The organism is Pseudoxanthomonas sp. 22568, assembly GCF_052044485.1.
GTDB classification, from domain to species: Bacteria; Pseudomonadota; Gammaproteobacteria; order Xanthomonadales; family Xanthomonadaceae; genus Pseudoxanthomonas_A; species Pseudoxanthomonas_A beigongshangi.
Genome location: NZ_JBQENC010000005.1, coordinates 40307 through 66005, shown reverse-complemented (window position 1 = coordinate 66005; position 25699 = coordinate 40307). Strand labels below are relative to the sequence as shown.

24 protein-coding genes are annotated in these 25699 nt (G+C 66.4%); 14 read left to right on the top strand and 10 right to left on the bottom strand.

The window, feature by feature from the left end; translation table 11 throughout:
* Positions 1-152: 152 nt before the first annotated feature.
* From ACTJI2_RS07835 to ACTJI2_RS07805, 7 genes are all read right to left on the bottom strand, one after another.
* Positions 153-1490: a sensor histidine kinase gene (locus ACTJI2_RS07835; protein WP_440841650.1), complete on the bottom strand. Its 1338-nt coding sequence runs from the start codon at positions 1488-1490 to the stop codon at positions 153-155.
* Complete coding sequence (locus ACTJI2_RS07830) at positions 1487-2824, bottom strand: sigma-54-dependent transcriptional regulator (protein WP_440841649.1); 1338 nt, start codon at positions 2822-2824, stop codon at positions 1487-1489. Before ACTJI2_RS07830 ends, ACTJI2_RS07835 begins: the two co-directional genes overlap by 4 nt.
* A gap of 2 nt (positions 2825-2826) precedes the next feature.
* Positions 2827-4050 carry an ABC transporter permease gene (locus ACTJI2_RS07825; RefSeq protein WP_440841648.1) on the bottom strand — a complete coding sequence of 408 codons (1224 nt, stop codon included), beginning with the start codon at positions 4048-4050 and terminating at the stop codon, positions 2827-2829.
* 66 nt (positions 4051-4116) lie between these two features.
* Entirely contained in the window at positions 4117-5343 is a 1227-nt protein-coding gene (locus ACTJI2_RS07820; RefSeq protein WP_440841647.1) for an ABC transporter permease, read from the bottom strand.
* An 88-nt stretch (positions 5344-5431) separates the two neighbouring features.
* Entirely contained in the window at positions 5432-6733 is a 1302-nt protein-coding gene (locus tag ACTJI2_RS07815) for an ABC transporter permease (protein WP_183640773.1), read from the bottom strand.
* A gap of 10 nt (positions 6734-6743) precedes the next feature.
* The gene (locus ACTJI2_RS07810; RefSeq protein WP_225562498.1) at positions 6744-7472 is read right to left on the bottom strand and encodes an ABC transporter ATP-binding protein; all 729 of its coding nucleotides are present in this window, start codon (positions 7470-7472) and stop codon (positions 6744-6746) included.
* 97 nt (positions 7473-7569) lie between these two features.
* Positions 7570-8847 carry an efflux RND transporter periplasmic adaptor subunit gene (locus ACTJI2_RS07805; RefSeq protein ID WP_183641403.1) on the bottom strand — a complete coding sequence of 426 codons (1278 nt, stop codon included), beginning with the start codon at positions 8845-8847 and terminating at the stop codon, positions 7570-7572.
* A gap of 192 nt (positions 8848-9039) precedes the next feature.
* Between ACTJI2_RS07805 and glmS the strand changes: the two genes are divergently transcribed.
* Together glmS and ACTJI2_RS07795 are read left to right on the top strand one after the other, a co-directional pair.
* Positions 9040-10866, top strand: a complete 1827-nt coding sequence (glmS, locus tag ACTJI2_RS07800; protein WP_183640774.1) for a glutamine--fructose-6-phosphate transaminase (isomerizing) — start codon at positions 9040-9042, stop codon at positions 10864-10866.
* 96 nt (positions 10867-10962) lie between these two features.
* Complete coding sequence (locus tag ACTJI2_RS07795) at positions 10963-11259, top strand: hypothetical protein (protein ID WP_440841645.1); 297 nt, start codon at positions 10963-10965, stop codon at positions 11257-11259.
* Positions 11260-11351: 92 nt separating this feature from the next.
* Here ACTJI2_RS07795 and ACTJI2_RS07790 read toward each other — a convergent pair whose 3' ends face one another.
* Both ACTJI2_RS07790 and ACTJI2_RS07785 read right to left on the bottom strand, forming a co-directional pair.
* Positions 11352-11702 carry a VOC family protein gene (locus tag ACTJI2_RS07790; protein ID WP_249889482.1) on the bottom strand — a complete coding sequence of 117 codons (351 nt, stop codon included), beginning with the start codon at positions 11700-11702 and terminating at the stop codon, positions 11352-11354.
* A gap of 4 nt (positions 11703-11706) precedes the next feature.
* On the bottom strand, positions 11707-12282 hold the full coding sequence (locus ACTJI2_RS07785) for a TetR/AcrR family transcriptional regulator (RefSeq protein WP_440841644.1): 576 nt from the start codon (positions 12280-12282) through the stop codon (positions 11707-11709).
* 495 nt (positions 12283-12777) lie between these two features.
* Here ACTJI2_RS07785 and ACTJI2_RS07780 point away from each other — a divergent pair, with 495 nt between their 5' ends.
* Entirely contained in the window at positions 12778-13041 is a 264-nt protein-coding gene (locus ACTJI2_RS07780; protein ID WP_183640777.1) for an XAC0095 family protein, read from the top strand.
* Positions 13042-13831: 790 nt separating this feature from the next.
* Positions 13832-14236, top strand: coding sequence for a hypothetical protein (locus ACTJI2_RS07775; protein WP_440841643.1), 405 nt, complete (start codon positions 13832-13834; stop codon positions 14234-14236).
* Positions 14237-14442: 206 nt separating this feature from the next.
* On the opposite strand, the gene yczR is transcribed toward ACTJI2_RS07775, so the two are convergent.
* Positions 14443-15894 carry a MocR-like transcription factor YczR gene (gene yczR, locus ACTJI2_RS07770; RefSeq protein WP_440841642.1) on the bottom strand — a complete coding sequence of 484 codons (1452 nt, stop codon included), beginning with the start codon at positions 15892-15894 and terminating at the stop codon, positions 14443-14445.
* A 60-nt stretch (positions 15895-15954) separates the two neighbouring features.
* Here yczR and yczE point away from each other — a divergent pair, with 60 nt between their 5' ends.
* From yczE to ACTJI2_RS07720, 10 genes are all read left to right on the top strand, one after another.
* On the top strand, positions 15955-16638 hold the full coding sequence (gene yczE, locus ACTJI2_RS07765; protein WP_440841641.1) for a membrane protein YczE: 684 nt from the start codon (positions 15955-15957) through the stop codon (positions 16636-16638).
* Positions 16638-17492 carry a PhzF family phenazine biosynthesis protein gene (locus tag ACTJI2_RS07760; RefSeq protein ID WP_440841640.1) on the top strand — a complete coding sequence of 285 codons (855 nt, stop codon included), beginning with the start codon at positions 16638-16640 and terminating at the stop codon, positions 17490-17492. Before yczE ends, ACTJI2_RS07760 begins: the two co-directional genes overlap by 1 nt.
* Positions 17493-18028: 536 nt before the next feature.
* Positions 18029-19036: a methionine ABC transporter ATP-binding protein gene (locus tag ACTJI2_RS07755; RefSeq protein WP_183640790.1), complete on the top strand. Its 1008-nt coding sequence runs from the start codon at positions 18029-18031 to the stop codon at positions 19034-19036.
* Positions 19033-19713 carry a methionine ABC transporter permease gene (locus ACTJI2_RS07750; protein ID WP_192199099.1) on the top strand — a complete coding sequence of 227 codons (681 nt, stop codon included), beginning with the start codon at positions 19033-19035 and terminating at the stop codon, positions 19711-19713. The genes ACTJI2_RS07755 and ACTJI2_RS07750 overlap by 4 nt, the downstream gene beginning before the upstream one ends.
* A 30-nt stretch (positions 19714-19743) precedes the next feature.
* Positions 19744-20535, top strand: coding sequence for a MetQ/NlpA family ABC transporter substrate-binding protein (locus ACTJI2_RS07745; RefSeq protein WP_440841639.1), 792 nt, complete (start codon positions 19744-19746; stop codon positions 20533-20535).
* 81 nt (positions 20536-20616) lie between these two features.
* Positions 20617-21054, top strand: coding sequence for a hypothetical protein (locus tag ACTJI2_RS07740; protein ID WP_440841638.1), 438 nt, complete (start codon positions 20617-20619; stop codon positions 21052-21054).
* A gap of 162 nt (positions 21055-21216) precedes the next feature.
* Positions 21217-23517 (top strand): TonB-dependent receptor, encoded by a 2301-nt coding sequence (locus ACTJI2_RS07735; protein WP_440841637.1) that lies wholly within the window; start codon positions 21217-21219, stop codon positions 23515-23517.
* A gap of 30 nt (positions 23518-23547) precedes the next feature.
* The gene (locus ACTJI2_RS07730; protein WP_225562482.1) at positions 23548-23826 is read left to right on the top strand and encodes a hypothetical protein; all 279 of its coding nucleotides are present in this window, start codon (positions 23548-23550) and stop codon (positions 23824-23826) included.
* The gene (locus ACTJI2_RS07725; protein WP_192199103.1) at positions 23816-24091 is read left to right on the top strand and encodes a hypothetical protein; all 276 of its coding nucleotides are present in this window, start codon (positions 23816-23818) and stop codon (positions 24089-24091) included. The genes ACTJI2_RS07730 and ACTJI2_RS07725 overlap by 11 nt, the downstream gene beginning before the upstream one ends.
* Complete coding sequence (locus ACTJI2_RS07720; protein WP_203321873.1) at positions 24088-25620, top strand: PepSY-associated TM helix domain-containing protein; 1533 nt, start codon at positions 24088-24090, stop codon at positions 25618-25620. Before ACTJI2_RS07725 ends, ACTJI2_RS07720 begins: the two co-directional genes overlap by 4 nt.
* Positions 25621-25699: the final 79 nt, after the last annotated feature.

Here is a 25699-nt window from a genome sequence, read left to right as displayed (position 1 = left end):
TTCCTTCTTGTAGGAGCGACGTAAGTCGCGACCTCTTGAAACGAAAGACACCTGCAACAGGCTCTGGGACAGGAAACGGCACTCAGTGGGCATGCGGTGATCTGCGCCGAAGCGGTCGCGACTTACGTCGCTCCTACAAGGCAAATCTGTTGTCAGGCACTCGGATTTTCCGGCAGCTGGATCGCCACGCACAGGCCGCCGCCTTCGCGATTGTGCAGGGACAGGCGGCCGCCGTGGGCCTCGACGATTTCGCGGGTCAGCGCCAGGCCCAGGCCGGTGCCGTTGCGCTTGGTCGAGTAGAACGGCACCAGCGCGTTCTGCAGCACGGCATCATTCATGCCGCTGCCGCGATCCATCACTTCCAGGCGGATCCAGTCCGGCAGGCGGGTGACCTTCATCGCAACGCCGTCCACGCTGGAACCCGATTCGTGGGCATTTTTCAGCAGGTTGAGCAGGGCCTGTTCCAACTGGGCCGGATCGATGCGGCTGCTCAGATCGTCCGCGGGCATTTCCAGCTGGAAGGTGATCTGCCGACGCAGGCCTTCCAGCCAGGTGTTCCAATGGATTGTCTGCAGTTGTGGTTGCGGCAGTTTGGCGAAACGCGCGTAGCCGCGGATGAAGCCTTCCAGATGGCGGGCGCGATCCTCGATGGTCGCGAAGATCTCCTCCAGCCGGTCATGGCGGCCGCGTCGGATCAGCTCGCTGCCCGAGTGGGCCAGCGAGGCGATGGGCGCCAGCGAATTGTTGAGTTCGTGACTGATCACGCGGATGACCTTCTTCCAGGTCATCACTTCCTGCCGGCGCAGTTCGCTGGTCAGCAGGCGCAGCAGCAGCAGTTCGTGGCGACGGCCATTGAGGCGGAAGTAGCGGCGCGCCAGGTGGTAGACCTGTTCCTCTTCCTCGCTGTCGGCCTGGGCCACCGCGAACAGGCTGTCGCCGCCGCGCGACAATGCCTCGCGCATTTCCACCGGCGCGCTTTCCAGCAGCAGGTCGAAATTCTGCCCCTCCAGTTTCCAGCCGCCATGCAACAGCTTGCGCGCGGCGACGTTGGCGAACACGACCCGGCGCACGCCATCGCCGCCCGTGGCCAGCAGCAGCATCGCCACCGGTGTGTTCTGCACCATGGTGTCCAGCAGCAGTTCGCGCTGCACCAGGCTCTGGCGCTGTTCGCGCAGCACGTCGCCCAGTTCGCTGTGGGAGGCCACCAGCGCGCCGAGTTCGTCCGGGCTGTCCCAATGGATGCCGAAGTTGTACTCGCCGTCGCGATAACTGTTCACGCTGCCGGACAAGGCACGGAACAGCGAATTCATCGGCGCCAGCGCTCGCCGCACGGCCAGCATGACCAGCGGCAGCACGATCAGCGCCGACAACAGGAACGCCAGCCGGTCGTCGTCCAGCCAGCGGTGCAGCAGCAGCGGCAGCCCGATCGCCACCGCCATCGAAGGCAGCAGCCACAGCAACAGGCGACCGGCGAGCGAGCGACGGGTCATTCGCGCGGGATGCCGTAGCGGTCCATGCGCCGGTACAGCGCCTGCCGGCTCAGGCCCAGTTCGGCGGCGGCCTGCGCGATCACACCGCCGGCACGCGACAGCGCGTTTTCAAGCGCCGCCTTGTCCGGTTCGTCGGACGGAACGCTGCGCACCGGCGCCGAACGGGGCAGGTTGAGATCCGCCGCTTCGATGCGCGCGCCCTGGGCCAGCAGGCCGGCGCGCTGCATCACGTTGCGCAGTTCGCGCACGTTGCCCGGCCAGCCGTGTCGCACCAGTGCCGCGCGGGCCGATTCGCCGATCGGCTTGTCGGCCGGGCGGAAGTGTTCGGCCAACGGCAGGATGTCGCCGGGCCGTTCGGCCAGCGGCGGCAGGTTCAGTTCGATCGCGTTGAGCCGGTAGTACAGATCCTCGCGGAACGTGCCCTCGCGAATCATCGCCGGCAGGTCGGCGTTGGTCGCGCTGATCACCCGCACCGTCACTCGTCGCTCGCGGTTGGAACCCAGGCGCTCGAAGCGGCCGGTCTCCAGTACCCGCAACAGCTTCATCTGCCCGGCCAGCGGCAGGTTGCCGATTTCATCGAGGAACAGGGTGCCGCCATCGGCGGCCTCGAACTTGCCTTCGCGCGCCTTGTTGGCGCCAGTGTAGGCACCGGCCTCGGCACCGAACAGCTCGGCTTCGATCAATTCGGAAGGCAGCGCGCCGCAGTTGAGGGTCACGAACGGTCCGGCCTTCACGCTGGAATTGGCCTGGATGATCTCGGCGATCTTTTCCTTGCCGCTGCCGTTGGGCCCGGTGATCAGCACCGGCAGATCCGAACGCGCCACCTGGCAGGCCAGCGCGATCATGCGCTCGCTGGCGGGATCCTCGAACACCAGTCCGCGCAGATCGTAGCGGGCGGCCAGTTGCCCGCGGCTCTGGCGCTCGCGGCTGCGCCGGCGATCCAGTTCGCTGCGCGCCTCGGACAGCTCGACCAGGTTGTTGACCGTCGCCAGCAGCTTGCGGTCATCCCAGGGCTTGGCGATGTAGTCCACCGCACCGGCGCGGATCAGGTTCACCGCCGCTTCCAGGTGGGTCCATGCGGTCAGCAGGATCACCGGCAGATCCGGATGCTGCGCGCGGATTTCGGCGAACAGCGCTTCGCCTTCCGCGCCGGAAGTGGTGTCGGCGGAGAAATTCATGTCCTGGATGACCAGGTCTACCGGCTCCTGTCGCAGCGTGGCCAGGCCGGCCTCCGGCGATTCGGCGTGCAGGGTGGTGATGTCGTGCAGGGAAAACAGGACTTCCAGCGCGGTGCTGACGGCGCGGTTGTCGTCGATGACGAGGATGATGGGCATGCCTATAGCCTAACCCAGGGCTTGCGCGTCACGCGCTCCGGCGCGACGTCGGCGGCGCGGCGCGCGGGCCAGGTCGCGGCGAGTTGCGCCACCGCCACGATCACCAGTGCCGCACCGGCCAGCCACAGTGGCGAGGCCGGCTCCAGCGTCCACGGCGCGGGCAGGCGGTGGAACAGTGCGCGCGCGGCGATGGCGCCCAGGCCGATACCCGCCAGGGTGATCAGGAAATGCTCCCAGCGCACGGCCAGCCGGATCTGCCGCGCGGTCGCGCCGACCGCCCGATGCAGGCTGATCCGCAGGGTGCTCTGCTGCACCCACAACTGTCCGGCCACGCCCAGGCTCAGCAGCGTCAGCAGCCACCAGCCGGCCGCGCAGGCGAGTGTCGTCCACATCCAGCGACGCTCCGCGTGCAGGGTATCCAGGCGCATCTCGTCCATCCGCAACGGCATGGCGACCGGTCGTTCGGGGAAGCTCGCGACGAGCAAGGCATGGACCCGCTGCGCCACCGCGTCGCGTTGTTCCGGTGCGGTGCGGATCAGCAGATGCGCCCACGATGCATCGCCTGGACGCAACGGCAGGAAGAGCGCCGCGCCCGGCGAAGCGTGACCGCGACTGCCCAGCGGCAGCGGCGCGCGGTCGACGACGCCGACAATCCGCGCCGGTCGCTGCAGGCCACTCACCGGCCGGCCCAGCACCGGTCCGCCCGGATACAGATCCTCGGCCAGCGAACGGGTGACCAGCGCGGGCAGCGCGCTGCCGTCGCCGGCGTCTGGCGTCATGACCTGATCTTCCGAAGCGAGCAAGTCGCGGCCGGCGGCGATGTCCAGGCCAAGCGCGCGGGGCATGTCCGCGCCGCCCATGTAGATGCTGGCGATCCGATCACGGCCGACCGGCGGGCGGTCGCCCACGGCGGCGTTCCACGAGTTGCGCGCGTACGGAACCTGGTTGGTCGCGACCGCGGCCTCGACGCCGGGCAGGGCGCGCAGCGCCTGCATCAGCGCGGGCACGTCCACGACGGTGGCCGCGCGGCCCATTGGCGGAACGACCAGCAACGAGGCTTCGGAAACTCCGCTGGGTGCGGTCCGCGCATGCTGCCAGGCCGAGTGTGCCTGCCAGGCGAGGTACAGCAGCAAGAAACCAACCGCGACCTCCAGCACCAGCAGCGTGGCCAGGCCGCGGTGCCGGCACAGCAGGATCGGGATCCGAAACAGGGAACGAAGGTCCATGGTTCACCCGGCGGAAGAAGACTCCCCGCCATCGGGCGGGGAGTCGGAGGGCGGCAGGCGGGCCGATCAAGCGCTGCGGGTCGCCACCGCCGGCGGCACCGATGCCGCGCGCATGGCCGGGCCAAGCACCGAAATCTGGCCCAGCAGCCACAGCAGCACCGCGCCCACCGGCAGGTAGTACAGCGGCAAACGCGCCAGCTCGTACTTGCCCATCAGCACCTGGTTGATGCCGTAGGCCAGCGCCATGCCGATGACGATGCCCAGTGAAGCCAGCAGGAAGTTCTCGGTCTGGAAGTAGCGCAGGATCTGCCGGCGGGTCGCGCCCAGCGCCCGGCGCACGCCGATCTGCTTGGAACGCTGCTGCACCCAGAAGCTGGCCAGGCCGACGATGCCCAGCGCGGTCACGATCAGCAGCGCCACGCACACCGCCACCAGCAGCCAGGCCATCGAGCGGTCCTGCCGGTAGAAGTCGTTCCGCATCTCCTCGATGGTGTCCTGCTCCAGGATGATCCGGTTGGGGCTGTTCTTCTGCAGCACGTCCACCGCAGCCTTCAGCACCTCGGCGCGGCGCTCGGGATCGGTGCGGATCAGGAAATGGCCGCCCATGTTGAAGGGCACCCGGATCGGAAACATCATCGAGTACTCGTACGCGGTCGGTCCGCCCTGTTCGCTTGGCCGCACCAGGTGTTCGACGATACCGATGATCTTGATGGGTTCATCGCCCCAGCTGTAGAACGTCTTGCCCAGTGCGCTGCCATCCGGATAGAGCGCGTTGGCCATGCTGCGGGTGATGATCGCCGCCGGGATGGTGCCGGGGGTGTCGGGCTTGTTCAACGTTTCCCATTCGAGGAATTCATCGCTGTTGAACTTGCGCCCGGCCACCAGGTTCAGGCCGAGGGTATCGAGGAACTGATCGTCCGCCATGTAGACGGTGGCGTTCAGATTCTGATGGGTCTGCTGCTGGTTCAGGCGGACGCCGCTGTTCCAGGAACTGTTGTTGAACGCCACCTGGTTGGTCACCGAAGCGGCCTTCACGCCGGGCAGGGCGCGCAATGCCGCCAGATCGGCCTTGGTGAGTGCTTCGGCATTCTCGTCGCGGCCGATGCCGGCCAGCTGGACGCGCACGATTTCCTTCTCGGCCAGGCCGCTGATGCGGTCCATGCGCTCCAGTCGTCCGTTGATCAGGAACAGGGCGTTGCAGATGATCGCGCAGCTCAGCGCGACCTCGATGACGATCAGTGCGGCGGCGGTCTTGTGCCGGCGCAGCGCGGTGAAGATGGGGCGGATATCCATGAGGTGTGCTCCGGGAGAGTTGCCGTTCCGGCCGAGGCGTGCGGGAGAGAGAGCTACCGCGCGTCCATCGGCCGGAGCGGCGACTGGATCATTGGGTTTTGAGCTGGATGGCCGGGGTCACCTGGCAGGCACGCCAGGCGGGCAGCAAGCCCGCCAGCACGCTGGCCAGGATCGCCAGGCCGAACGTGGTCAGCAGCATCACCGGGTCCAGGTGCGCCAGTTCGGCGTAGCTGGCCGGCTGCTGGCGCACCGCCCACAGGCCCAGCAGGGCAAGTCCCAGTCCGAGCACGCCGCCGGCCAGGCCGATGGTGCCGGCCTCCACCAGCGCCTGGGTGAAGATCGCCCCCTTGGAGGCGCCCAGGGCGCGGCGCACGCCGATTTCGCTGGAGCGGCGCATGAACTTGGCCAGCAGCAGGCCCACCGTGTTGATCAGGCAGACCAGCAGGAAGCCGAATGCCAGCCAGGTCTGCAGGCGCACGTCGCTGGGCACGACTTTCTTGTAGTCCAGCCACTCCATCACGTTGCGCAGGCGCACGTTGGTTGGCCGCTCGAAACGGCCGGCGCGGCGCTGCTGGTCGGAGTAGTTCACCAGGTACTGGCGGTAGGCTTCCACCTTTTCCGGCGTATCCAACTGCACCCAGTACTGCATCCACGTGCAGGGCGCATTGACGCCGGTCTCGTCGCCCTGGCTGTCGCCCCAGCAGTTCATCGAGCCGTTGCGGCCGAACTTCATGTTCACCGCGGTGGAGAACGGCAGGAACACCTGCTCCACCTCGCCGTAGCGATCGCTGTTCAGATCATAGAAGCGCGGGGTGGGGCGCCAGTCCTCCAGCACGCCGATCACGCGGAACTCGTTCTGGTCGATGCGGATCGACTTGCCCACGCTGTTGCCGCCGTCGAACAGCTTTTCGTTGAGTTTCTGGGAGATCACCGCCACGCGCGCCTGGGTATCGTCCTCGCGTGCGCTCCAGGGCGTTCCCTGCGCGAACGGTGCGTCGAACATCGGGAAGAAATCGGCCGAGGTGTAGCGCGCGTCCACCACGAACGGGGACAGGCCCTGTTTCTCCGGCTCGATGCTGACGCCGCCGCCGGTCATCAGCGCCTGGCGATCGCCCTTCTTCTCGCGCAGCAGCGCCTCGGCGTCGAAACGCGTCACCTGCTCCTCCGGCTCTTCGCCAGCGGTGTAGCCGTCCATGCTTTGCGGATCCATCTGCGGGTAGAACAGGGTGTGGCTGCGGCCCGGCATCGGATCGCCGGACAGGATGTAGAACACGGTCAGGGTAGTCATGCTGGCGCCGATGCCCAGCGCGATGGCCAGCACCATCAGCGCGGTCAGCACCTTGTTGCGCCTGAAGCTGCGCAGGGCAAGCTGGAAGTAGTAACCGAACATGGTCAGTTCCTCAGGCCTGGGCGGGAGCGAGATTGACATCCAGGCCCACCGTGGAAATCAGGCGCGGCTCGGTGGTCAGGTCGGTGGCGGCGCCGTCGACGATGTGCACGTTGCGCTGCGCGCGCGCGGCCAGCTCCGGATCGTGGGTCACCATGATGATGGTGGTGCCCTGGCTGTTGATCTCCTCCAGCAGCTCCATCACCCCACGGGCCATCTGCGAGTCCAGGTTGCCGGTCGGTTCGTCCGCCAGCAGCAGCTTGGGCGTGCCGGCCAGGGCACGCGCGATCGCCGCGCGCTGCTGCTGGCCGCCGGACAGTTCGGACGGGTAGTGCTTCATGCGCGAGCCCAGGCCGACGCGGGTCAGCGCGTCCTCGATGCGCTGCTTGCGCTCGGAAGCGCTCATGCCGCGGTAGCGCAGCGGCACGTCGACGTTGTCGAACAGGTTCAGATCCGGAATCAGGTTGAAGCTCTGGAAGATGAAGCCGATCTTCTGGTTGCGCAGCTTGCTGCGCGCGTCATCCGACAACCCGCTCACGTCCTGGCCGTCCAGGGTGTACTGGCCACCGGTGAAGGTTTCCAGCAGACCGGCGATGTTGAGGAAGGTGGTCTTGCCCGAGCCCGACGGCCCGGTCACCGCAACGAACTCGCCCTCGCGGACATGCAGGTCGAGGGAGCGCAGCGCGTGCGTCTCCACCTGGGAAGTGCGGTAGACCTTGGAAACCGAACGCATCTCGAGCATGGCGAAGTCCTTCTGGTGTGTGCGTAGCATGGAAGTCTGGGAATACGGGAAATACGGAATGGCGGGTACGAAAACGGGAAGACGGTGAGTCGATGAATCAGTTGATCGAGACCCGCTCGGCATCGCCGAACTGGTCGCTGCCGGACACCACGACCTTGTCGCCCGGCTGCAGGCCGCTGACGATCTCCACCGCGCTCAGGCTGCTCACGCCGATCTGCACCGGGCGGCGCACCGCCGAGTTGCCGTCCATCACGTAGGCGTAGCGGCCGCCGGACTGTTCGACGAACGGACCGCGCTCGACCATCAGCACGTTGCGGCGGGTGTCCATCAGGATGCGCGCGCTCAGGCGCTGGCTCTGGCGCAGGCCCGGCGGCTGCTTGTCGCTGAAGCGGATGCGCGCATTGACTTCGCCGTTCACCACTTCCGGCGACACCGCCGAGATCTCGCCCGGATACGGCTGGCCGTTGCTGGTCAGCTGGGCCGGCATGCCGATCGCCAGATCGCGGGCGAAGCTTTCCGGTACCTTGATCTCCACTTCGAACTTGGACAGGTCCACCACGCTCATCACCGGCGCGTTGATCGCCACGTTGGAACGCTGCACCGCCTGCACCTGACCGACCTGGCCATCGAACGGCGAGCGCAGGGTCAGCGCATCGACCTGGCGCTGCACCTCGGCCACGATGGAACGCTGGCGCTCGGCCATCAACTGCTTGTTGCGCGCATCCAGGCTGGCGCCCTGGCCCTGCAGGTTCACATCCTTGCGCGCGTGATCCATGGCGATCTCGGTCTTGCGTAGATCGTCCTTGGCCTTGGCCACGTCGATCTGCGGTACGGCGCCGCCGTTGAAGCCGCGCTCGTAGCGCTCCAGATCGCGCTGGGCGGCCTGGCGATCGATGTCGGCCTGGTCCAGCGCCTTCTGCGCGTTGGCGCGGGTCACCGCCGCGTCCAGGGTGGCGCGGCTGGCTTCGGCTTCCAGGCCGGCCAGGGCCGCCTGTTCCTGCGCCAGCTTGCTGCGCAGTTCCGGGCTGTCGATTTCGGCCAGCACCTGGCCCTTGGTGACCTTGTCGCCGGCCACCACCTTCAGGGTCACCACGCCGCCGGCAATGGCGTACAGGGTGGGACTGTTGGAGGCGATGAGGCGGCCGTCGGCGGAGATGTCGCGCACCAGATCGCCGCGCTTGACCTCGGCGATACGCACCCGCGCGCCATCGAACGACCGGCTGCCGCCCACCCAGCCGCGCACGGCGAAGCCGATGACCAGCAGCAGGGCCAGGCCGCCGGCGGCCGGCAGCAGCCAGCGCTTCCAGGGCGCGGCGGCGGTGGCGGTGGGGCCGGCACTCAGGGGGCGATCTTGCGCGGAGGTGTCCCGAATCATCGATGGCATGCGTTTATTGGGAAGACGCCCCGTCAAAGCAGGATGCGTGCCAATCGCAACTGTTTGATTTGAAAGGGGGGGAGGGGCGTCGGAGCGGTGTCCGGGTGTCCGCGGACACCGGCGCGGACACTGTCCGTTCTGTCCACCCCCATTACAATCGGGACTCGCTTTGACTCAGGTGGACAAAACGCTATGTGCGGGATTGTGGGAGCGATCGCCGATCGCGACGTGGTACCGGTACTCATCGAAGGACTGAAGCGGCTGGAATACCGCGGCTACGACTCCGCCGGCATCGCCGTGGTCGAGCAGAAGGATGTGCGCCGCGTCCGCCGCACCGGCCGGGTGTCGGAGATGGAGAACGCCGCCGCCGCCGAGGGCTTCAACGCCAGCCTGGGCATCGGCCATACCCGCTGGGCCACCCACGGCGGGGTCACCGAGGCCAACGCCCATCCGCACATCAGTCACGGCGTGGCGCTGGTGCACAACGGCATCATCGAGAACCACGAGGAACAGCGCGAGAAGCTGCGCGCGCTGGGCTACGAATTCGAGTCGCAGACCGATACCGAAGTCATCGCCCACCTGATGCACCACCACCTCAAGGGTGGCGATGACCTGCTCACCGCGTTGCAGCGCACGGTCAAGGAACTCACCGGCGCCTATGCGCTGGCCGTGGTCAGCCGCAAGGAACCCGAGCGCATGGTCTGCGCCCGCATGGGCTGCCCGCTGCTGATCGGCCTGGGCGAGGGCGAGAACTTCATCGCCTCGGACGTGTCGGCGATCATCCAGGCCACCCGCCGGGTGATCTTCCTGGAAGAAGGCGACACCGCCGAAGTCACCCGCCAGGCCGTGCGCGTGTTCGACGGCAACGACCAGCCCATCGAGCGCGACGTGCACGTCTCCGACGTGTCGCTGGCCTCGCTGGAACTGGGCCCGTACCGCCACTTCATGCAGAAGGAAATCCACGAGCAGCCGCGCGCCATCGCCGACACCATCGAGGCGGTCATCGACGGCGGCTTCCTGCCCACGCTCTTCGGCGCCAACGCCGAGGCCGTGCTCAAGGACATCGAGGGCGTGCAGATCCTCGCCTGCGGCACCAGCTACTACGCCGGCATGACCGCGCGCTACTGGATCGAATCCATCGCCGGCCTGCCGTGCAGCGTGGAAATCGCCAGCGAGTACCGCTACCGCGCCGCCTACGCCAATCCGAAGCACCTCATCGTCACCATCTCCCAGTCCGGCGAAACGCTGGACACGATGGAAGCGCTGAAGTACGCCAAGTCGCTGGGCCACCAGCACAGCCTGTCCATCTGCAACGTGCCCGAGAGCGCCATCCCGCGCGCCAGCGAACTGGTCTGCTACACCCGCGCCGGCGCGGAAATCGGCGTGGCCTCCACCAAGGCCTTCACCACCCAGCTGGCCGCGCTGTTCCAGCTCACCGTGGTGCTGGGCAAACTGCACGGCAAGGTCACTCCGGAACAGGAAGCCGACTACCTGGAGCAGCTGCGCCACCTGCCCGGCAGCGTGCAGCACGCGCTCAACCTGGAACCGCAGATCGCCGCCTGGGCCGAACGCTTCGCGCCCAAGTCCGACGCGCTGTTCCTCGGCCGCGGCCTGCATTACCCCATCGCCCTGGAAGGCGCGCTCAAGCTCAAGGAAATCTCCTACATCCACGCCGAGGCGTATCCGGCCGGCGAACTCAAGCACGGCCCGCTGGCGCTGGTCGACGCCGACATGCCGGTCGTCGTCATCGCCCCCAACGACACCCTGCTGGAGAAGGTCAAATCCAACATGCAGGAAGTCCGCGCGCGCGGCGGCGAACTGTTCGTGTTCGCCGACCAGGACAGCAACTTCACCGAATCCGAAGGCGTGCACGTCATCCGCACCCCGCGCCACACCGGCGTGCTCAGTCCGGTGGTGCACACCATCCCTGTCCAGTTGCTGGCATACCACACCGCGCTGGCGCGAGGAACGGACGTGGACAAGCCGAGAAACCTGGCGAAATCGGTGACGGTGGAGTGATTGAAACAAGGGCCGCGAAAGCGGCCCTTGTTTTACTGGTCACGAAGAAAACGCGATCTTTGTGCCGTTCACAGATATCAGTTGAGGGGGCAAGCTATGACCAAGATGCTCAGGATTTTTCCTCTTCTCATACTCTGGCTTGGTGCCGGAGTCGTCTTATGGATCGTGGGGCAACCAGAGCGGGTTGGCTTATGTCTCGCGGGCATGACGATATTCGTTGTGATCCCTGGCAGGATTATCGACCGCGCCAGAGCACGATCCGGCAAACCTTGGGCGCTGACACTGACATTCGACGATCTGGCGATCTTGCGTGGAGGGGATTGGCTGCAGATCGTTGCCTGGTCTTCGCTAGCCGCTGGACTGATTCTGTCAGGATTACTGGCTTTCCAATAGCGCTCTTATGTCAGCGTTGACTGGGATTGGTGGGGGATCGCGTTGGCAATCGTTTTATACCGGCGTACCCAGGTCCAGGACTTCTCCTGCTCTTACCCCTTCTGCCCAATCCACAACCGGTTGCCATCCGGATCCTCAATCCGGAACTCGCTCATGCCGTAGAACGGATGGCTGATCGAAGGCACCACCACGCCGCGCCGGCGCACTTCGCGGTGGTAAGCAAAGATATCGTCGGGATAGAGGTAGATCACCGACGTGCGCGGCGCATCCGGCGGCATGTTGATGGATTCGTCCACCATCAGCCGGCATTCGTCGAAGGCCAGCATGGCCCAGCGCCATTCGTCATTGCGGTTTTCCACCGCGAAGCCGAGCTTTCCGTAGAACTCCACGCTGGCCGGCATATCGCGGACCGGCAGCATGGGAATCAGGCGTTGCATCTTCATGGGTCTACTCCGTGTCGCCGGATGGGAGGGAATCCGTCCGCAATGCCCGCACCATTGCAGCCGTGGTCCGTTGCAATGCAATCGCCAGATCCTGGGTGCCGCATGTGGACTCGCCCAACAACCAGGCCGTGATGGGCGAGAACATGCCGTCGGCCAGTGAATACGCCGCCAGCCGCGCCGGGATGCGCAGTCGAAACTCCCCGCGGTCGAGTGCCGCTTCCACTTGCGTGACCAATGCGCTGCGGACGACCCGCAGCGCCGGTCCCTGGAACAGGCTGGGGGCCAATGCGCGATTGGTCCAGAAGTGATCCAGCATCATGCGGACGCGCGCGGCGTCGGTGTCATCCGTGATCAAGCCGGCCAGGGTCCGGAAAGGTTCCTCCAGGCTTGCCGACAGCAGTTCGTCCTTGTTGCGGAAATGCTCGTAGAAGGTCGAGCGGCTGACCCCGGAACGCGCCAGCACGTCGGCAATCCGGATGTCGTGATAACGCCGGCCGATTACCAGTGAAAGGAACGCGACCAGCAGATCCTGATGGGTGCGCTGCCAGCGGGGATCGGCATGTGGGTCGGCCTGGGTCATGGCGGGAATCTTCCCACGAAGCGTGTCGGACAGTGGGCCTTGTTTGTCCGGAAAGTGCTTCCGATGTGGCATCTTTTCAATGCCGGAGGTGAAACGGCGACGCCATGATCGAGTGCAGGTGTTCAGCGAGGCGGGTATCACCGATGAGGCCTCACGAAGGAGGCTGCCTATCGAATTTTTCGCCAGGAATGACATGCGAGTTCAACGACTAACATTGAATCCGGATCTATTGAATCGACGCGCCACACTCAGCAGACTCCATTCCCGGAGTGTAGGAACTCCAGCGTAGTGCGAGGTCATCACGGAAACGTGGATGGCTCTTTCGTACCAGCATCATCGGTACTTCCGACGTTTTGTAGTTCCACGTCGGGAGGGCGGCTAATACAAGACCTCGCAAGAGGGAATACGCCCGCCGACACTACGCGGCTTTCCTAACCTCCCGACACCCGTCTGCACCTCCGCAGACGGGTTTTCACACGGAAAAGGAGTACCCGCATGAGCAAGACCCAACCGCCCCCCGATCGCCGTTCCGGCTACCTGTTGACCGACGAGGGCTACCTGCGCCTGCTTTCCCTGCAAGGCCAGCTCCGCCTGATGAGCCACCTGAGCCTGGCGTGCATGGCGGTGGAAGAAGACAAGGATCCGCACATCCCGATCAAGGCCTGGCACGCCAGCTTCGATGCGTTCGCCGCGCAGGCCCAGCACGTCCTCGATCGGATGGCCTGGATGCCTCCGCCGAATCCCGATACCAAGCACTGAGCCAAGAGGCGTTCGCCAACACCGGCACCCCTGCGCAAGGTGCCCGATCCGACATCCCGGGATGTCGGGTCATCGGTGCACCGCGCTGCCCGGCGTCGTGGTGCTGTTTCCGCCGGGGTCGGTATCTTCATCTCCGGCTCGATTCGAGTCGTCTCCTGCTCGTGGCGATTGGCCGGATTTCCAGCTGCATCGCCAAGAGCAAATCCCCCGTCGCCTGCTGCGCAGGCGCCCGCCCCCTTTGCAAAAGGGGGCTATCAGGGCTGCTTCCTGAGTCCTGTCGATAAGCGGGAATCCGCTTTGCCTCCCCCTTCGAAGAAGGGGGACCGAGGGGGATTTGCTCTTGCCGCAACAAAGCGCAGCAGACTGCTCGCCGAAATCAATGGCAAAAGAACACGCGCAAACGGGTCTTCCTATCTGCCGGCGACCGGACCGGAGTTTCGTCTATAAGACCGCCTGAAATCAGATCGTTGGAAGAATCCGGATGAATGCGCGAGCCCAGCCGCTCCGGTCCTGTCCTACACGCGAGTCATGCCGCGATTTCCACAATTCGCCAGGGACGCTTGGAAACGAGTGAGCGAAGGAACAAGCGAGATCCATGCCTGTCCGGGCAGACGCTGGGTGATGTGGGATCGGGAACGGCAGCTGGTTTACAGCTGGATGGATCACTGACAGGTTCCCGCTGCCTCTTCCATCGTGGTCGGCAATACGCCCCAGCACTGGCCGGTAGCCATCGTCGACGACGTAGACGGAATCGATAACCCCCGTTTCAACGGCGGACATGGAGACAGGCATGGGCAAGGTAATGGCGGTAATGCGCTGGCTGTTCGGTTTGTTCTACGTGTATGTGGGCGGTTCGTGGTTCATCCACTGGATGCTGGGAAAGCCGTGGGTCGTACCTGAGGAAACGCCCCCCGCGCGGACGCTGACCCTGGCGCTGAGCGCCAGCGGGATCGTCGATCCGCTGATTGCCGCCACCTGCCTGGTGGGTGGATTGCTCCTGCTGATCCGGCGCACCGCGCCGCTGGGTATCGTGGTGCTGTTTCCGCTGGTGGCCGGCATCTTCCTGTTCCATCTTTTGCTCAACGACAATGCACCTTGGGGGACCTTCCACTTCGCCTGGCTGCTGTTGCTGGCGTGGTGGCATCGGGGCGCATATCGGCCGCTGTGGACTTATGGGGTGGGGCGGGCTACGTAGATTTTCAGCTGCATCGCCAAAAGCAAATCCCCCGTCGCCTGCGGTGCAGGCGCCCGCCCCCTTTTTCAAAGGGGGCTATCAGGGCTTGCTTTCCTCCGTGATCCCGCAGCCACGTAGGAGTCTGCTTTGCTTCCCCCTTTGTAAAAGGGGGATTGAGGGGGATTTGCTCTTGCCGCATGGAAATGAAGTGGCGCCCCGCAGCAGCATCACGCAATCAACCGCCGTGACACCTCATGCCTGCCGTGTGTCTCCCTCGGCGCCACCGCCCACGTCTTCGCCACCTCCTTCACCGCCCGCACCAGTTCTTCCTCCGGCTTGGCATACGGAATCCGCAGCCAGCCGTCGGCGCCGCCTTCCACGCTGAAGACCGGGCCGGGGGCGAGGTGGATGCCGCTGCGTTCCATGTCGGCGCACAGGCGGGTGGCGCTGCCGTGGGGCAGGTGCACCCACAGGGTCAGGCCGCCTTCGGGCTGGCGGAAGCGCCAGTCGGGCAGGTGTTCGCGCAGCGCGGCGATCAGGGCGTCGCGGCGCTGGCGCAGTAGTTCGCGGCGATTGGCGAGGATGTCCGGTTGGGCCAGCAGTTCGGCGACGACCAGTTGATCGAACAGCGAGCTGCCGAGATCGAACTGCACGCGGGCGTTGATCAGGCGGCGGATCAGCGGACGTGGCGCGCGGATCCAGCCCACGCGCAGGCCGCCCCAGAACATCTTGGACGCGCTGCCCAGGGTGATGGCGTCGGTGGCAAGCGCGGCGAAGGGCGCGGGCATCGGCGCGTCGGACAGCGCGGTAGCTTGCAGGGTTTCGTCGACGATGGCGGTGGTGCGGGCGTCGCGCAGCGCGGCGGCGTAGCGCGCGCGCGTGGCGTCGTCCATCAGGAAGCCGGTGGGATTCTGGAAATCGGGAATCAGGTAGGCCAGATGCAGCGAGGTCTGTCGCAGGGTGGCCTCGATGCCGTCCAGATCCCAGCCCTGCTCGCCCAGCGGATCGGCCAGGGGCGAACTGATCAGCTTGCCGCCGCCCAGCCGCAGCGCTTCGATGGCGTTGGAATACACCGGTGATTCGAGCATCACCCGATCCCCCGGACGCGACAGCGCACGCGCGGTGATGGCCAGCGCCGACAGCGCGCCGCTGGTGATGACGATCTGTTCCGGCGCCGTCGGCAGGCCGCGCCGCGCATACGACTCGGCGATCATCGCCTGCAGGCCGGGCAGCCCCGAGGGCAGGTAACCGTCGCTGCACAGATACGAAGGCAACGCGGCGAGGGCGCGTTCGTACGCGGCGGCGACGCCCGGCGTGGCGGCGCCGGCGGCGCAGTTCAGATCGATGGCGCCTTCGATGGCCGGGTTCGTGCCCAGCGCGTGCAGGGCGTGATCGTGCGCGCGCCGTCGATCCACCGGCACCGTGGCGAAGGTGCCGGCGCCCTGTCGGGCGGTGGCGAAACCGGCGGCGATCAGATCGGCGTAGGCGCGGGTGACGGTATTGCGCGAGACACCCAGCGCGAGGGTGACCGCTCGCTCGCTGGGCAGGCGGGTGCCCAAGGGAATGCGGCCGTCGCCAATCAGTTCCTGCAGGGCCTGGCACAGCCCGCGGTAGGCGGGGGAGCGGTTGAACTCGCCGACCAGGGTGGCGAGGCGTTCGGGAGCCAGCGTGCGATTCATGGGGCCACTATCGCACGATTGGCTCTATGGAAAAGGGCCAATTACCTTCAAGGTGGCCCCATGGCAACGATCTCCCCCTCCTCGGGCCTGTCCAATCTCGGCCCCCTCGCGCAGCTCAAGGCCGGGCGCCTGCCCGAGCGGCTGTTCCGGCTGCTGGTCGGCCTGTGGCTGTATGGCCTGGCCATCGCCCTGATGGTGAAGGGCGCCATCGGCGCCTCGCCATGGGACGTGTTCCACCTGGGCCTGTCGCTGCATCTGCCGGTGTCGTTCGGCGTGGTGATGATCATCACCGCGGTGGTCGTGCTGCTGGCGTGGATGCCGCTGCGGCAGATGCCGGGACTGGGCACGGTCGCCAACAGCCTGCTGCTGGGGCCGTTCGCCGATATCAGCCTGGCGATGCTCGGCACGCCGGAAAGCCTGTGGCTGCGCATCGCCTACATGCTGGGCGGCGTGCTGACCTGCGCCTTCGCCACCGCGCTCTATGTCGGCGCACAGCTGGGACCGGGCCCGCGCGACGGCTTGATGACCGGACTGTCGCGCCGCACCGGCTGGTCGATCCGCAAGGTGCGCACGATCATCGAAGTCACCGTGCTCATCGTCGGCGTATTGCTGGGTGGCGTCGTCGGCGTGGGCACGGTGATCTTCGCTCTGGGCGTGGGGCCGTTGACCCAGTTCTTCCTGCGCTATCTGGTGGTGCGGCTGGATGATCCCGACACGCGCATCGCCTTGCCGGAGGAAGCGTGATGAACGCGAACGTGCTCCGCTACAGCGCCTTCACCACGGATCCGGCCGGCGGCAATCCCGCCGGAGTCGTGCTGGATGCGCGCGGCCTGCCGGAAGCGGACATGCAGCGCATCGCCGCCGATCTGGGCTATTCGGAAACCGCCTTTCTGCTGCCGCGCGAGGATGGCACGTTCGAGGTGCGCTACTTCAGTCCGCTGGCCGAGGTGCCGTTCTGCGGACACGCCACCATCGCCGCGACCGTCGCGCATGCCGAGGCATACGGTGCGGGCGAGAAGGTGCTGCATACACGCGCCGGACGCGTGCGCGTGCAGGTGGACGAGCAGTTCACCGCCACGCTGACCAGCGTCGAGCCGCGCATGGCGCCGCTGGATCCGGACGATCTGGATCGCCTGCTCGCCGTCCTGCGCTGGCATCGCGATGAACTGGACCCCGCACTGGCGCCGGCCGTCGCCTACGCCGGCGCGTGGCATCCGATCATCGCCGTATCCACCCGCGACCGCCTGGCGCGGCTGGATTACGATTTCGATGCGCTTTCCGGACTCATGGCGCAACGCGGCTGGACCACCTTGAACCTGATCTGGCGCGCGGATGCCGATACGTTCCACGCCCGCAATCCGTTTCCACCCGGTGGCGTGGTGGAGGACCCGGCCACGGGCGCCGCCGCCGCCGCGCTGGGTGCGTATCTGGCGCACAACGAGGCATTGCCGGTGGATCGCGTTTTCCGAGTTCACCAGGGCGATGATCTCGGGCGGCCGAGCCGGATCGGCGTGACGGTGCCGGAGGATCCGCGCGAGGGAATCCGTGTCAGCGGTACAGCGGTGAGGATCACGGACGCCGCAAACCAGGCAGGCTGATTCGGTGCGATCGCGCGACCATCGCGAGGTTCGATGGCAGGGACGATCGCGGAAGACGGAAGCCGCCGCGATGGCAAGTGGGAATACGGCATAAGCACATTCGTCGCGACCATCACGCGGACGGGCGCGTGGCGGTATCCTTGCGCTTCCCAGTAGAGCCGTTGCACGCCCGGCGCCTGCGTCGGATGCCTTCCGCCACTGCGCGCAGGCGACGCAAGCCGGATGACGCGGTTGTCGTTGTCATCCGGATATCGCATGTCGAAACAGGTTCATGGGCCGTGCTCGCCGCTGCGCTGCCTCTCCCACCCACGGCGAGCGCGGCTCACCCGCAAGCCGTTGCCGTGGACGGATGAACGGCGGCGCTTCTTCCATCTGCCCGCGCGCAGCCGGAATCCCGCTGGCCGGGCGCATTTGACAGCCGGCGGGGACAGGCTATCTTGGCGCTCCCTGCCGCGTACCGGCCAAGCCCGGCGGCACCTCCGCACTCCCACGTTCCTGCGGGCGGGTGATCGCTCTCCCGCCAGGCCCACGGCGCCATGATCCAGTTCAAGAACATCAGCAAGTCCTTCGCCACGCCCGGCGGCGAAACCGTGGCGCTACGACCGCTGGATCTGGAGATCCGGCAGGGCGAGATCTTCGGCATCATCGGCCAGTCCGGCGCCGGCAAGTCGACCCTGCTGCGCCTGATCAACGGCCTGGAGCGTCCCTCGCAGGGCCAGGTGCTGGTGGAAGGGCAGGACATCGCGGCGCTGCCGGATCCGGAATTGCGCGCCGCGCGCCGCCGCATCGGCATGATCTTCCAGCACTTCAACCTGCTGTCCTCGCAGACGGTGGCGGACAACGTGGCGTTCCCGCTGCAACTGGCCGGCATGAAGCGTGCGGAGATCGAACAACGGGTGGCGCAGTTGCTGGACCGTGTCGGCCTGCGGGCACTGGCGGATCGTTACCCGGCCCAGTTGTCCGGCGGGCAGAAACAGCGCGTGGGCATCGCGCGCGCGCTGGCCACCCAGCCACACCTGCTGCTGTGCGACGAGGCCACCAGCGCGCTGGATCCGCAGACCACCCAATCCATCCTGCGCCTGCTGGCGGATCTGAATCGCGAACTCGGGTTGACCATCGTGCTGATCACCCACGAGATGGAAGTGGTGCGCAGCATCTGCCATCGCGTGGCGGTGCTGGACGCGGGACAACTGGTGGAAACCGGACCGGTGACGCAGGTGTTCCTGCATCCGGCCCATCCGACCACGCGGCAGTTCGTGGTCGATGCCGAACACCTGGACGAGGACGAACAGCGCCGCGCGCTGGACGCCGTGCCCGGCCGCATCCTGCGCCTGACCTTCCTCGGTGGCGATACCTACCGGCCATTGCTCGGCCAGGTCGCGCGCCAGACCGGCGTGGACTACACGATCCTGGGCGGCCGCATCGGTCGTATCCGCGATACGCCTTATGGCCAGCTCACCATCGCCATGACCGAAGGCGACGCCGATGATGCCGCCTCCCGCCTGCAACAGGCCGGCGTCGATGTCGAGGTGCTGCGCGCATGATCACGATCGCGACCGTGCTGGGACTGGATCCGGCCAAGTGGGGCGAAGTGCTGGTGGCGAGCGGCGATACCCTGCTGATGCTGGCCGGCGCCCTGCCATTGACCCTGCTGTTGGGCCTGCCGCTGGGCGTGCTGCTGTTCCTCAGTGACAAGCGCCAGCGCCTGGAAAATCGCTGGCTGCATGGCGCGCTGGCGTTGCTGGTCAACCTGGTGCGCTCGGCGCCCTTCATCATCCTGATGATCGTGTTGATCCCGGTGACGCTGAGTCTGGTGGGCACGTCGCTGGGCGTGCGCGGGGCGATCCTGCCGCTGGTCGTGGGCGCGGTGCCGTTCTACGCACGGCTGGTCGAAACGGCACTGCGGGAAGTCCATCCGGGCGTCATCGAAGCCAGCGAGGCGATGGGCGCCACCACGTGGCAACTGGTCCGGCGCGTGCTGCTGCCTGAGTCCATGCCGGGCCTGCTGGCGGGGGCGACGGTCACCGCGGTGGCCCTGATCGGCTTCACCGCGATGGGTGGCGCCATCGGTTCCGGCGGCCTGGGCGATCTGGCGTATCGTGATGGCTACCTGCGATCCCAGACATCGGTGGCGGTGATCACCGTCGCGCTGCTGCTGATCATCGTCCAACTATTGCAATGGCTGGGCGACAGCCTGGTCCGGCGTTTCAACCGCCGCTGATTCCCTTTTTCCTCTCCCCGGTATTTCCCCATGAAGAAGTTGCTGCTCCCGCTGTCGCTGCTGCTGCTGGCCCTGGCGGCCTGCAAGCCGGCGGCGAAGTCCGACGATACCCTGACCATCGCCGCCACCGCCGTGCCGCACGCGGAAATCCTGGAGGTGGTCAAGCCGCTGTTGGCCAAGGACGGCGTGAAGCTGGAGGTGCGCGTGTTCAACGACTACGTGCAGCCCAACGATCAGGTCGTGCAGGGCCAGATCGACGTGAACTACTTCCAGACCGAGCCCTATCTGAAAGCCTACAACCAGGATCGCGGCACGAAGCTGGAAACCTACATCGGCGTGCACATCGAACCGTTCGGCGCGTACTCCCGCCGCTACAAGTCGCTGGATGCGCTACCCGCGGGCGCGGACGTGGTGATTCCCAACGATCCGAGCAACAACAGCCGCGCGCTGATCCTGCTGCATCGCGCCGGCGTCATCCAGCTCAAGGATCCGTCCAACCAGATGGCGACCCTGCGCGACATCACCGCCAATCCGAAGCAGCTGAAGTTCCGCGAACTCGACGCCGCGATGCTGCCGCGTGTGCTCGATCAGGTCGATCTGGCACTGATCAACACCAACTACGCGCTGGATGCCGGCCTGCAGCCGACCCGCGACGCCCTCGCCATCGAGGACGTGAAATCGCCCTACGTGAACTTCCTGGTCGGCCGCCCGGACCTGCGCGACGACCCGCGGGTGAAGAAGCTGGAAGCCGCGTTGACCAGCCCGGCCGTGCGCGAGTTCATCCAGAAGAAGTACCAGGGCGCCGTGTTGCCGGCGTTCTGATCATGCGACCCTGGCTCGCGCCGTCTCTGATGACGGTAACAGCGTGGTCCGTTGTCCGGTGCGGGAGCAGGAGAGAGCGACTTGCCGGATGAAGACATGCCGCGCGTGCAGACGGGGGAACCCTTGAATTGGGCGCGTATCACCCGGTACGCGATCCTGATGTTCCTGATCCACTTCTCCATCGGCTTGGCTGAAGGCATGTTCGTGCCCGCTGCCTCCGACAAGGATACGGTGATACACCAGACGGCCATTGGCCTTGCGGTCATGGCATCGGTGGACTTCCTGATATTCGCCCACCTGGCCTGTCGCCAACGCGAGCGCCGCCTGCAACACGCGGCACTCGTATTCCTGTTGATGTCGGGCATCGCGCAGGCGTTCAGTGTGGTGATCGGATTGTGGCTGCCCTCAACACAGCCTGCGCTACTCACCGTCTTGTATGTCGTGGCGTCCCTGCTGGGAGCGGCGCTTGGAACCTTGGCGGGATACGTCGCCAGCGCCCGCCGGGCTTCGGAGAGCTAGTGGCGGCGCCATGTGTCCCCACCGCCGGCCTGGACCGCGCAGGCCGGTGTGCCCCCGTTGCAAATGTGAATTATTATCACATAATACGCGCTGTCGGACGTCAGCCCCTCGCCGCGTCCCTGGCGACCGGTTTCCCGGTTCTACTCGTGGGAAAAACCTCCTTTGTCGTACCCCCGTATTCCCGTTGCCCGCCAGCGCGGGTCAGCGCTGGCCGTTTGCCTGCTGGCCGCCCTCCAGGCCCAGGCCCAACAGGCGCCTTCCGGCGTTGGCGCCGCCGACGTGCCGGAGACCAAAACCCTGGATGAAATCGTCGTCCGCGGCGAGAAGACCGAGCGCTCCCTGCAGGACACCACCGCCAGCGTGGCGGTGACGACCTCGGTGCGGATCGAGCAGGAGAACCTGCAAAGCCTGTTCGACATCCTCAACCGTACCGCCAACGTGTCGCAGATGTACGGTGACCGTGGCTTCACCATCCGCGGCATCGCCAACGAGGCCGGCGCGCCCAATCCGCTGGCGACGATCTATGTGGATGGCGCGGCGTTGCCGAGCAACGCGAGCGATGCCGGCCCGACCGACCTGTGGGACATCGCCCAGGTGGAAGTGCTGCGCGGACCGCAATCCACCATCCAGGGCGAGAACGCGCTGGCCGGCGCGGTGGTGCTGCGCACCGAAGACCCGACGATGGACTGGTCGGGTCGGGCACGCGTGCTGTTGGCTGATCCGGGGGATCGCCGGGTGGCGTTCGCCGGCGGCGGTCCGCTGCTGGCCGACGAACTGGCGTTCCGGGTGGCGGTGGAGGACCGCCGCTTCGATGGCTTCATCGACAATCCCACCCGCGGCGTGCCGGAGGACAAGCGCGAGTCGACGATGGCGCGCGCCAAGCTGCTGTGGACGCCAAAGGCGATCGAGGGCCTGGCCGCGCGGTTGACCTTCACCCGCGACGATCGCAAGGGCCCCTACATGTATGCCTACGCGCGCAACGACGTACCAAACTACTACGACCATCGCATCAACACCTCGGACCATCCGTCCAGCACCGACGCGCTAAGCCGGATCGCGACGCTGGAAATCGACTACGCGTTGTCCGGCCCCTGGTCGATGTCGGCCGTCACGGCCTGGTCGGATACCGACATGCAGCGCAGTTTCGACACCGACCTGACCGAGCGGCCGGAAGCCTACGGCAACACCCGGGAACAGTACGACACGCTGTCGCAGGAGTTCCGCCTGCACTACCGCGGCGATCGCCTGCGTGGCCTGCTCGGCCTGTACGGCTCGCAGCGCGAGATGGACAACCTGAGCGTCAATCGCACCAACGTGGAAACGCCGGTGGGCACGATCGCCGCCGTGCTGCAGGGCGCCGGGCTGGATCCGGCCACCGCCGGTTACGTGGCCGGACTGTACGCGCAGGCGGTGCCGGTGATTCCGGTCGATTACACCAGCAAGAGCCAGTCGCGTGCGCGCAACGCGGCGCTGTTCACCGATTTCGAATTCGACCTGGCGCAACGGTTGTCGCTGTTGGGCGGTTTCCGTTACGACCGCGAACAGTACCGGTTCGGCTCCGACGCCACGGCGATATTCGCCGGCACCTTGCCGGATCCCGATGCGTTCGGCCCGGCGCTGTCGCCGGCCATTGGTGGGATCAACCAGGCGGTACTGGCCATGGTGCGGCAGGCCAACAGCGATACGCCGCTGGACACCCGCGAGTTCACCGCGTTCCTGCCCAAACTCGGCCTGCGCTTCGCTTGGAACGAGGACCTGTCCACGGCCTTCGTCGTCCAGCGTGGTTACCGGTCGGGCGGATCGACCTTCAACATCGCGCGAGGCCGCAACTATGCGTACGACCCGGAGTACACCTGGAACGCCGAGTTGTCGCTGCGCTCGCAGTGGCTGGACGATGCGCTGACCTTGAACGCCAACGTCTACTACATCGACTGGAAGGACAAGCAGGTCATCGCCATGTTCGGCATCAATGACTATGACTACCACACGGTCAACGCGGGCAAGGCGCACCTGTACGGCTTCGAACTGGAGGCCAGCCACCGCCTCGGTAGCGGTTTCGACTGGTACGCCTCGCTGGGCTATTCGCGCACGCGCTACGACGAGTTCAAGACCGATCTGGGCGCGCGCATCAACGACTACTCCGGCCAGGAGTTCGCCTACGCGCCGCGCTGGACGTTCGCCGTGGGCGCCAACCTGCGCTTTGGCGAAGGCTGGGTGGCCAACCTCAACGCCAACTACCGCAGCCGGGTGAATCCCGACGTGGGAACCGGCATGCGGACGTTGTCGTCCCGGACGGTGGTGAACACCCGGTTCGGCTACGAGCTGGCAGACTGGAGCGCGTACCTGTTTGCCAACAACCTGTTCGACGAGGACTACACCCAGTACGCGTGGTCCGACGACAGTCCCAACGTGATCCTGGGCGCGCCGCGCGTGGTGGGCCTGGGCATCGAATACCGCTGGTAAGCGCAATCCTGGATGGAAGGAAATTTGCCGATGAGCCTGCTCTATCTGCTGCTGGCGGGGTTGGCCGCGCTGGCGTTCTACCTGGCCAGCGCGCACCAGCGGCTGGCGCCGCGCCTGCGCGATCGCGCGCGTGCGCTGCGGTGGGTGGCGTGGACCTGCATGCTGCTGTCCACGGGAGTGGCCTGCGGCGCGTTCGGCGTGTGGTCCGGCGTGTTCGCCGCGCTTTCGGCGCTGATGCTGGGACTGGTGGTGCTGCCGTATGCCGATGCTTGGTGGCAGATCCGGAAGGAGAAGATCCATGTGGGCTAAATCGCTGGCGGCCGCGCTGCTGGGACTTCCGTTGACCGTGGGCATCATCGGTGTGATCGCGCTGCATTGGCCGGGCGAGTTGGCCCGGGTGACCATGCCATGGCTGCTGCTCTCCTTCCCGCTGTGGGTGGCGGTGATGTCGCTGGCGTTCCTGGCCCGAACCGGCCTGCGCGCATGGTTGTGGATGGGTGGCGGCACGCTGCTCTGCTTCGGCCTGATCCAAGTGTCCCGTCTGCTGGGCTGGGCCGCGGAGCTGCCGGCATGAAGGCAGCGACGTTGCGCAGTTTCCTGTCCGTCCACACCTGGGTCGGCCTGATCGCCGGCATGGGCCTGTTCATTGCGTTTTACGCGGGCGCGGTGACCGTGTTCGTGCACGAGTTGCAGGGCTGGGAACGCCCGCCGCAGGCGATGCCCGCGCCGGAAACCGGCCATGCCCAGGCCCAGGCATTGGTGGACGGCGTGTTGCGCCGCCATCCCGAGGCCAGCCACAGTCTGGTCGTGACCCTGCCCGGCGAACACGGGCCGCAGGCGTCGCTCTACTGGTACGACGAGAAAACCGGCGACCAGCACAGGTTCACTCTGGAGGATGGGGGTCTGGTGCAGACGCCCGCGCGCGCTGGTTTTGTCGATTTCATCTACGACCTTCATTTCACTGCCGGCCTGCCGCGCACGTTCGGCATGTACCTGTTCGGGGTGTTCTGCATCCTTTACGGCCTGGCGCTGGTAAGCGGCGTGATCCTGTATGCACCGGTGTTCCTCAAGGACCTGTTCGCATTGCGCCTGGGCCGCAACATCAAGCGCCTATGGCAGGACGCGCACAACGTGATCGGCATGCTGTCGTTGCCGTTCCATGTGATCTTCGCCTGGAGCGGCGCGGTGCTGACCATCGGTTTCCTGATGCTGGCGCCGTTCCAGTTCCTGGTCTACGACGGCAAGTTGCTGAAGATCCTGGAAGGCGACTTCGACGTGGCGCCTCATGTCGAGCCGGCCGGTGTCGCGCGGCCGATGCTGCCGGTCGCCGAACTGGTACGGCGCGCGGAAGTCGCGCTGCCGGGCATGGCGGTGGAAAGCCTGTTCTATCACGACGCGGGTGATGCCAACGCACAGGTGACGCTGTACGGCGAATTGCCGCAGCGCCGGCTCAACCATATGGCGGGCGTCGCCATCAATGCCGCCAGCGGACAGGTCATCAAGGCGCTGCCGCCGCGCGACTATCCGCCGGGCATGGCCTTCCTGCGCGGATTGCAGCATCTGCACTACGGAAATTTCGGCGACATGGCGGTGAAGTGGCTGTACTTCCTGCTGGGTCTGGCCGGCGCGTTCCTGTTCTACAGCGGCAACCTGTTGTGGATCGAGGCCCGGCGCAAGCGGCGCGAGGTGCAGCAGCCGCGCCGCACCCGGGTGATGGCGGGGCTGACCCTGGGTATCTGCCTGGGCTGCGTGGCCGGCGTGTCGGCGGTATTCGTATCGGCGGCGCTATTGCCCGCGCTGGCCCCGTCAACGGCGTACTACGTGGTGTTCTTCGCCAGTCTGGCGTGGGCGTTGCTGCGACGTCCGGTGCGCGCCGGATACGAACTGCTGTGGCTGTGCGTCGTACTGACCGCGGCGATTCCGGTCGCCGGCTACGTGGCTTCGGGCGAGCACCTGTTCACGGCACTGGGGCGTGGACATTGGCATCGCTTCTTCATCGACGGCACCGCGCTGGCGATGGCGCTGGTGTTCTGGCGCATGGCGGTGGCCACGCGGGCGCGCGGGCGCAACGGCGACCCGAACAGCGTGTGGGCGGCCGGATAGATCGCCATGACACGCCGCCCGCCCGAAACAGGGCAGGCGGCCAGACGGCAGCGGGAGGCTCCCGACCATGGGCATCGTC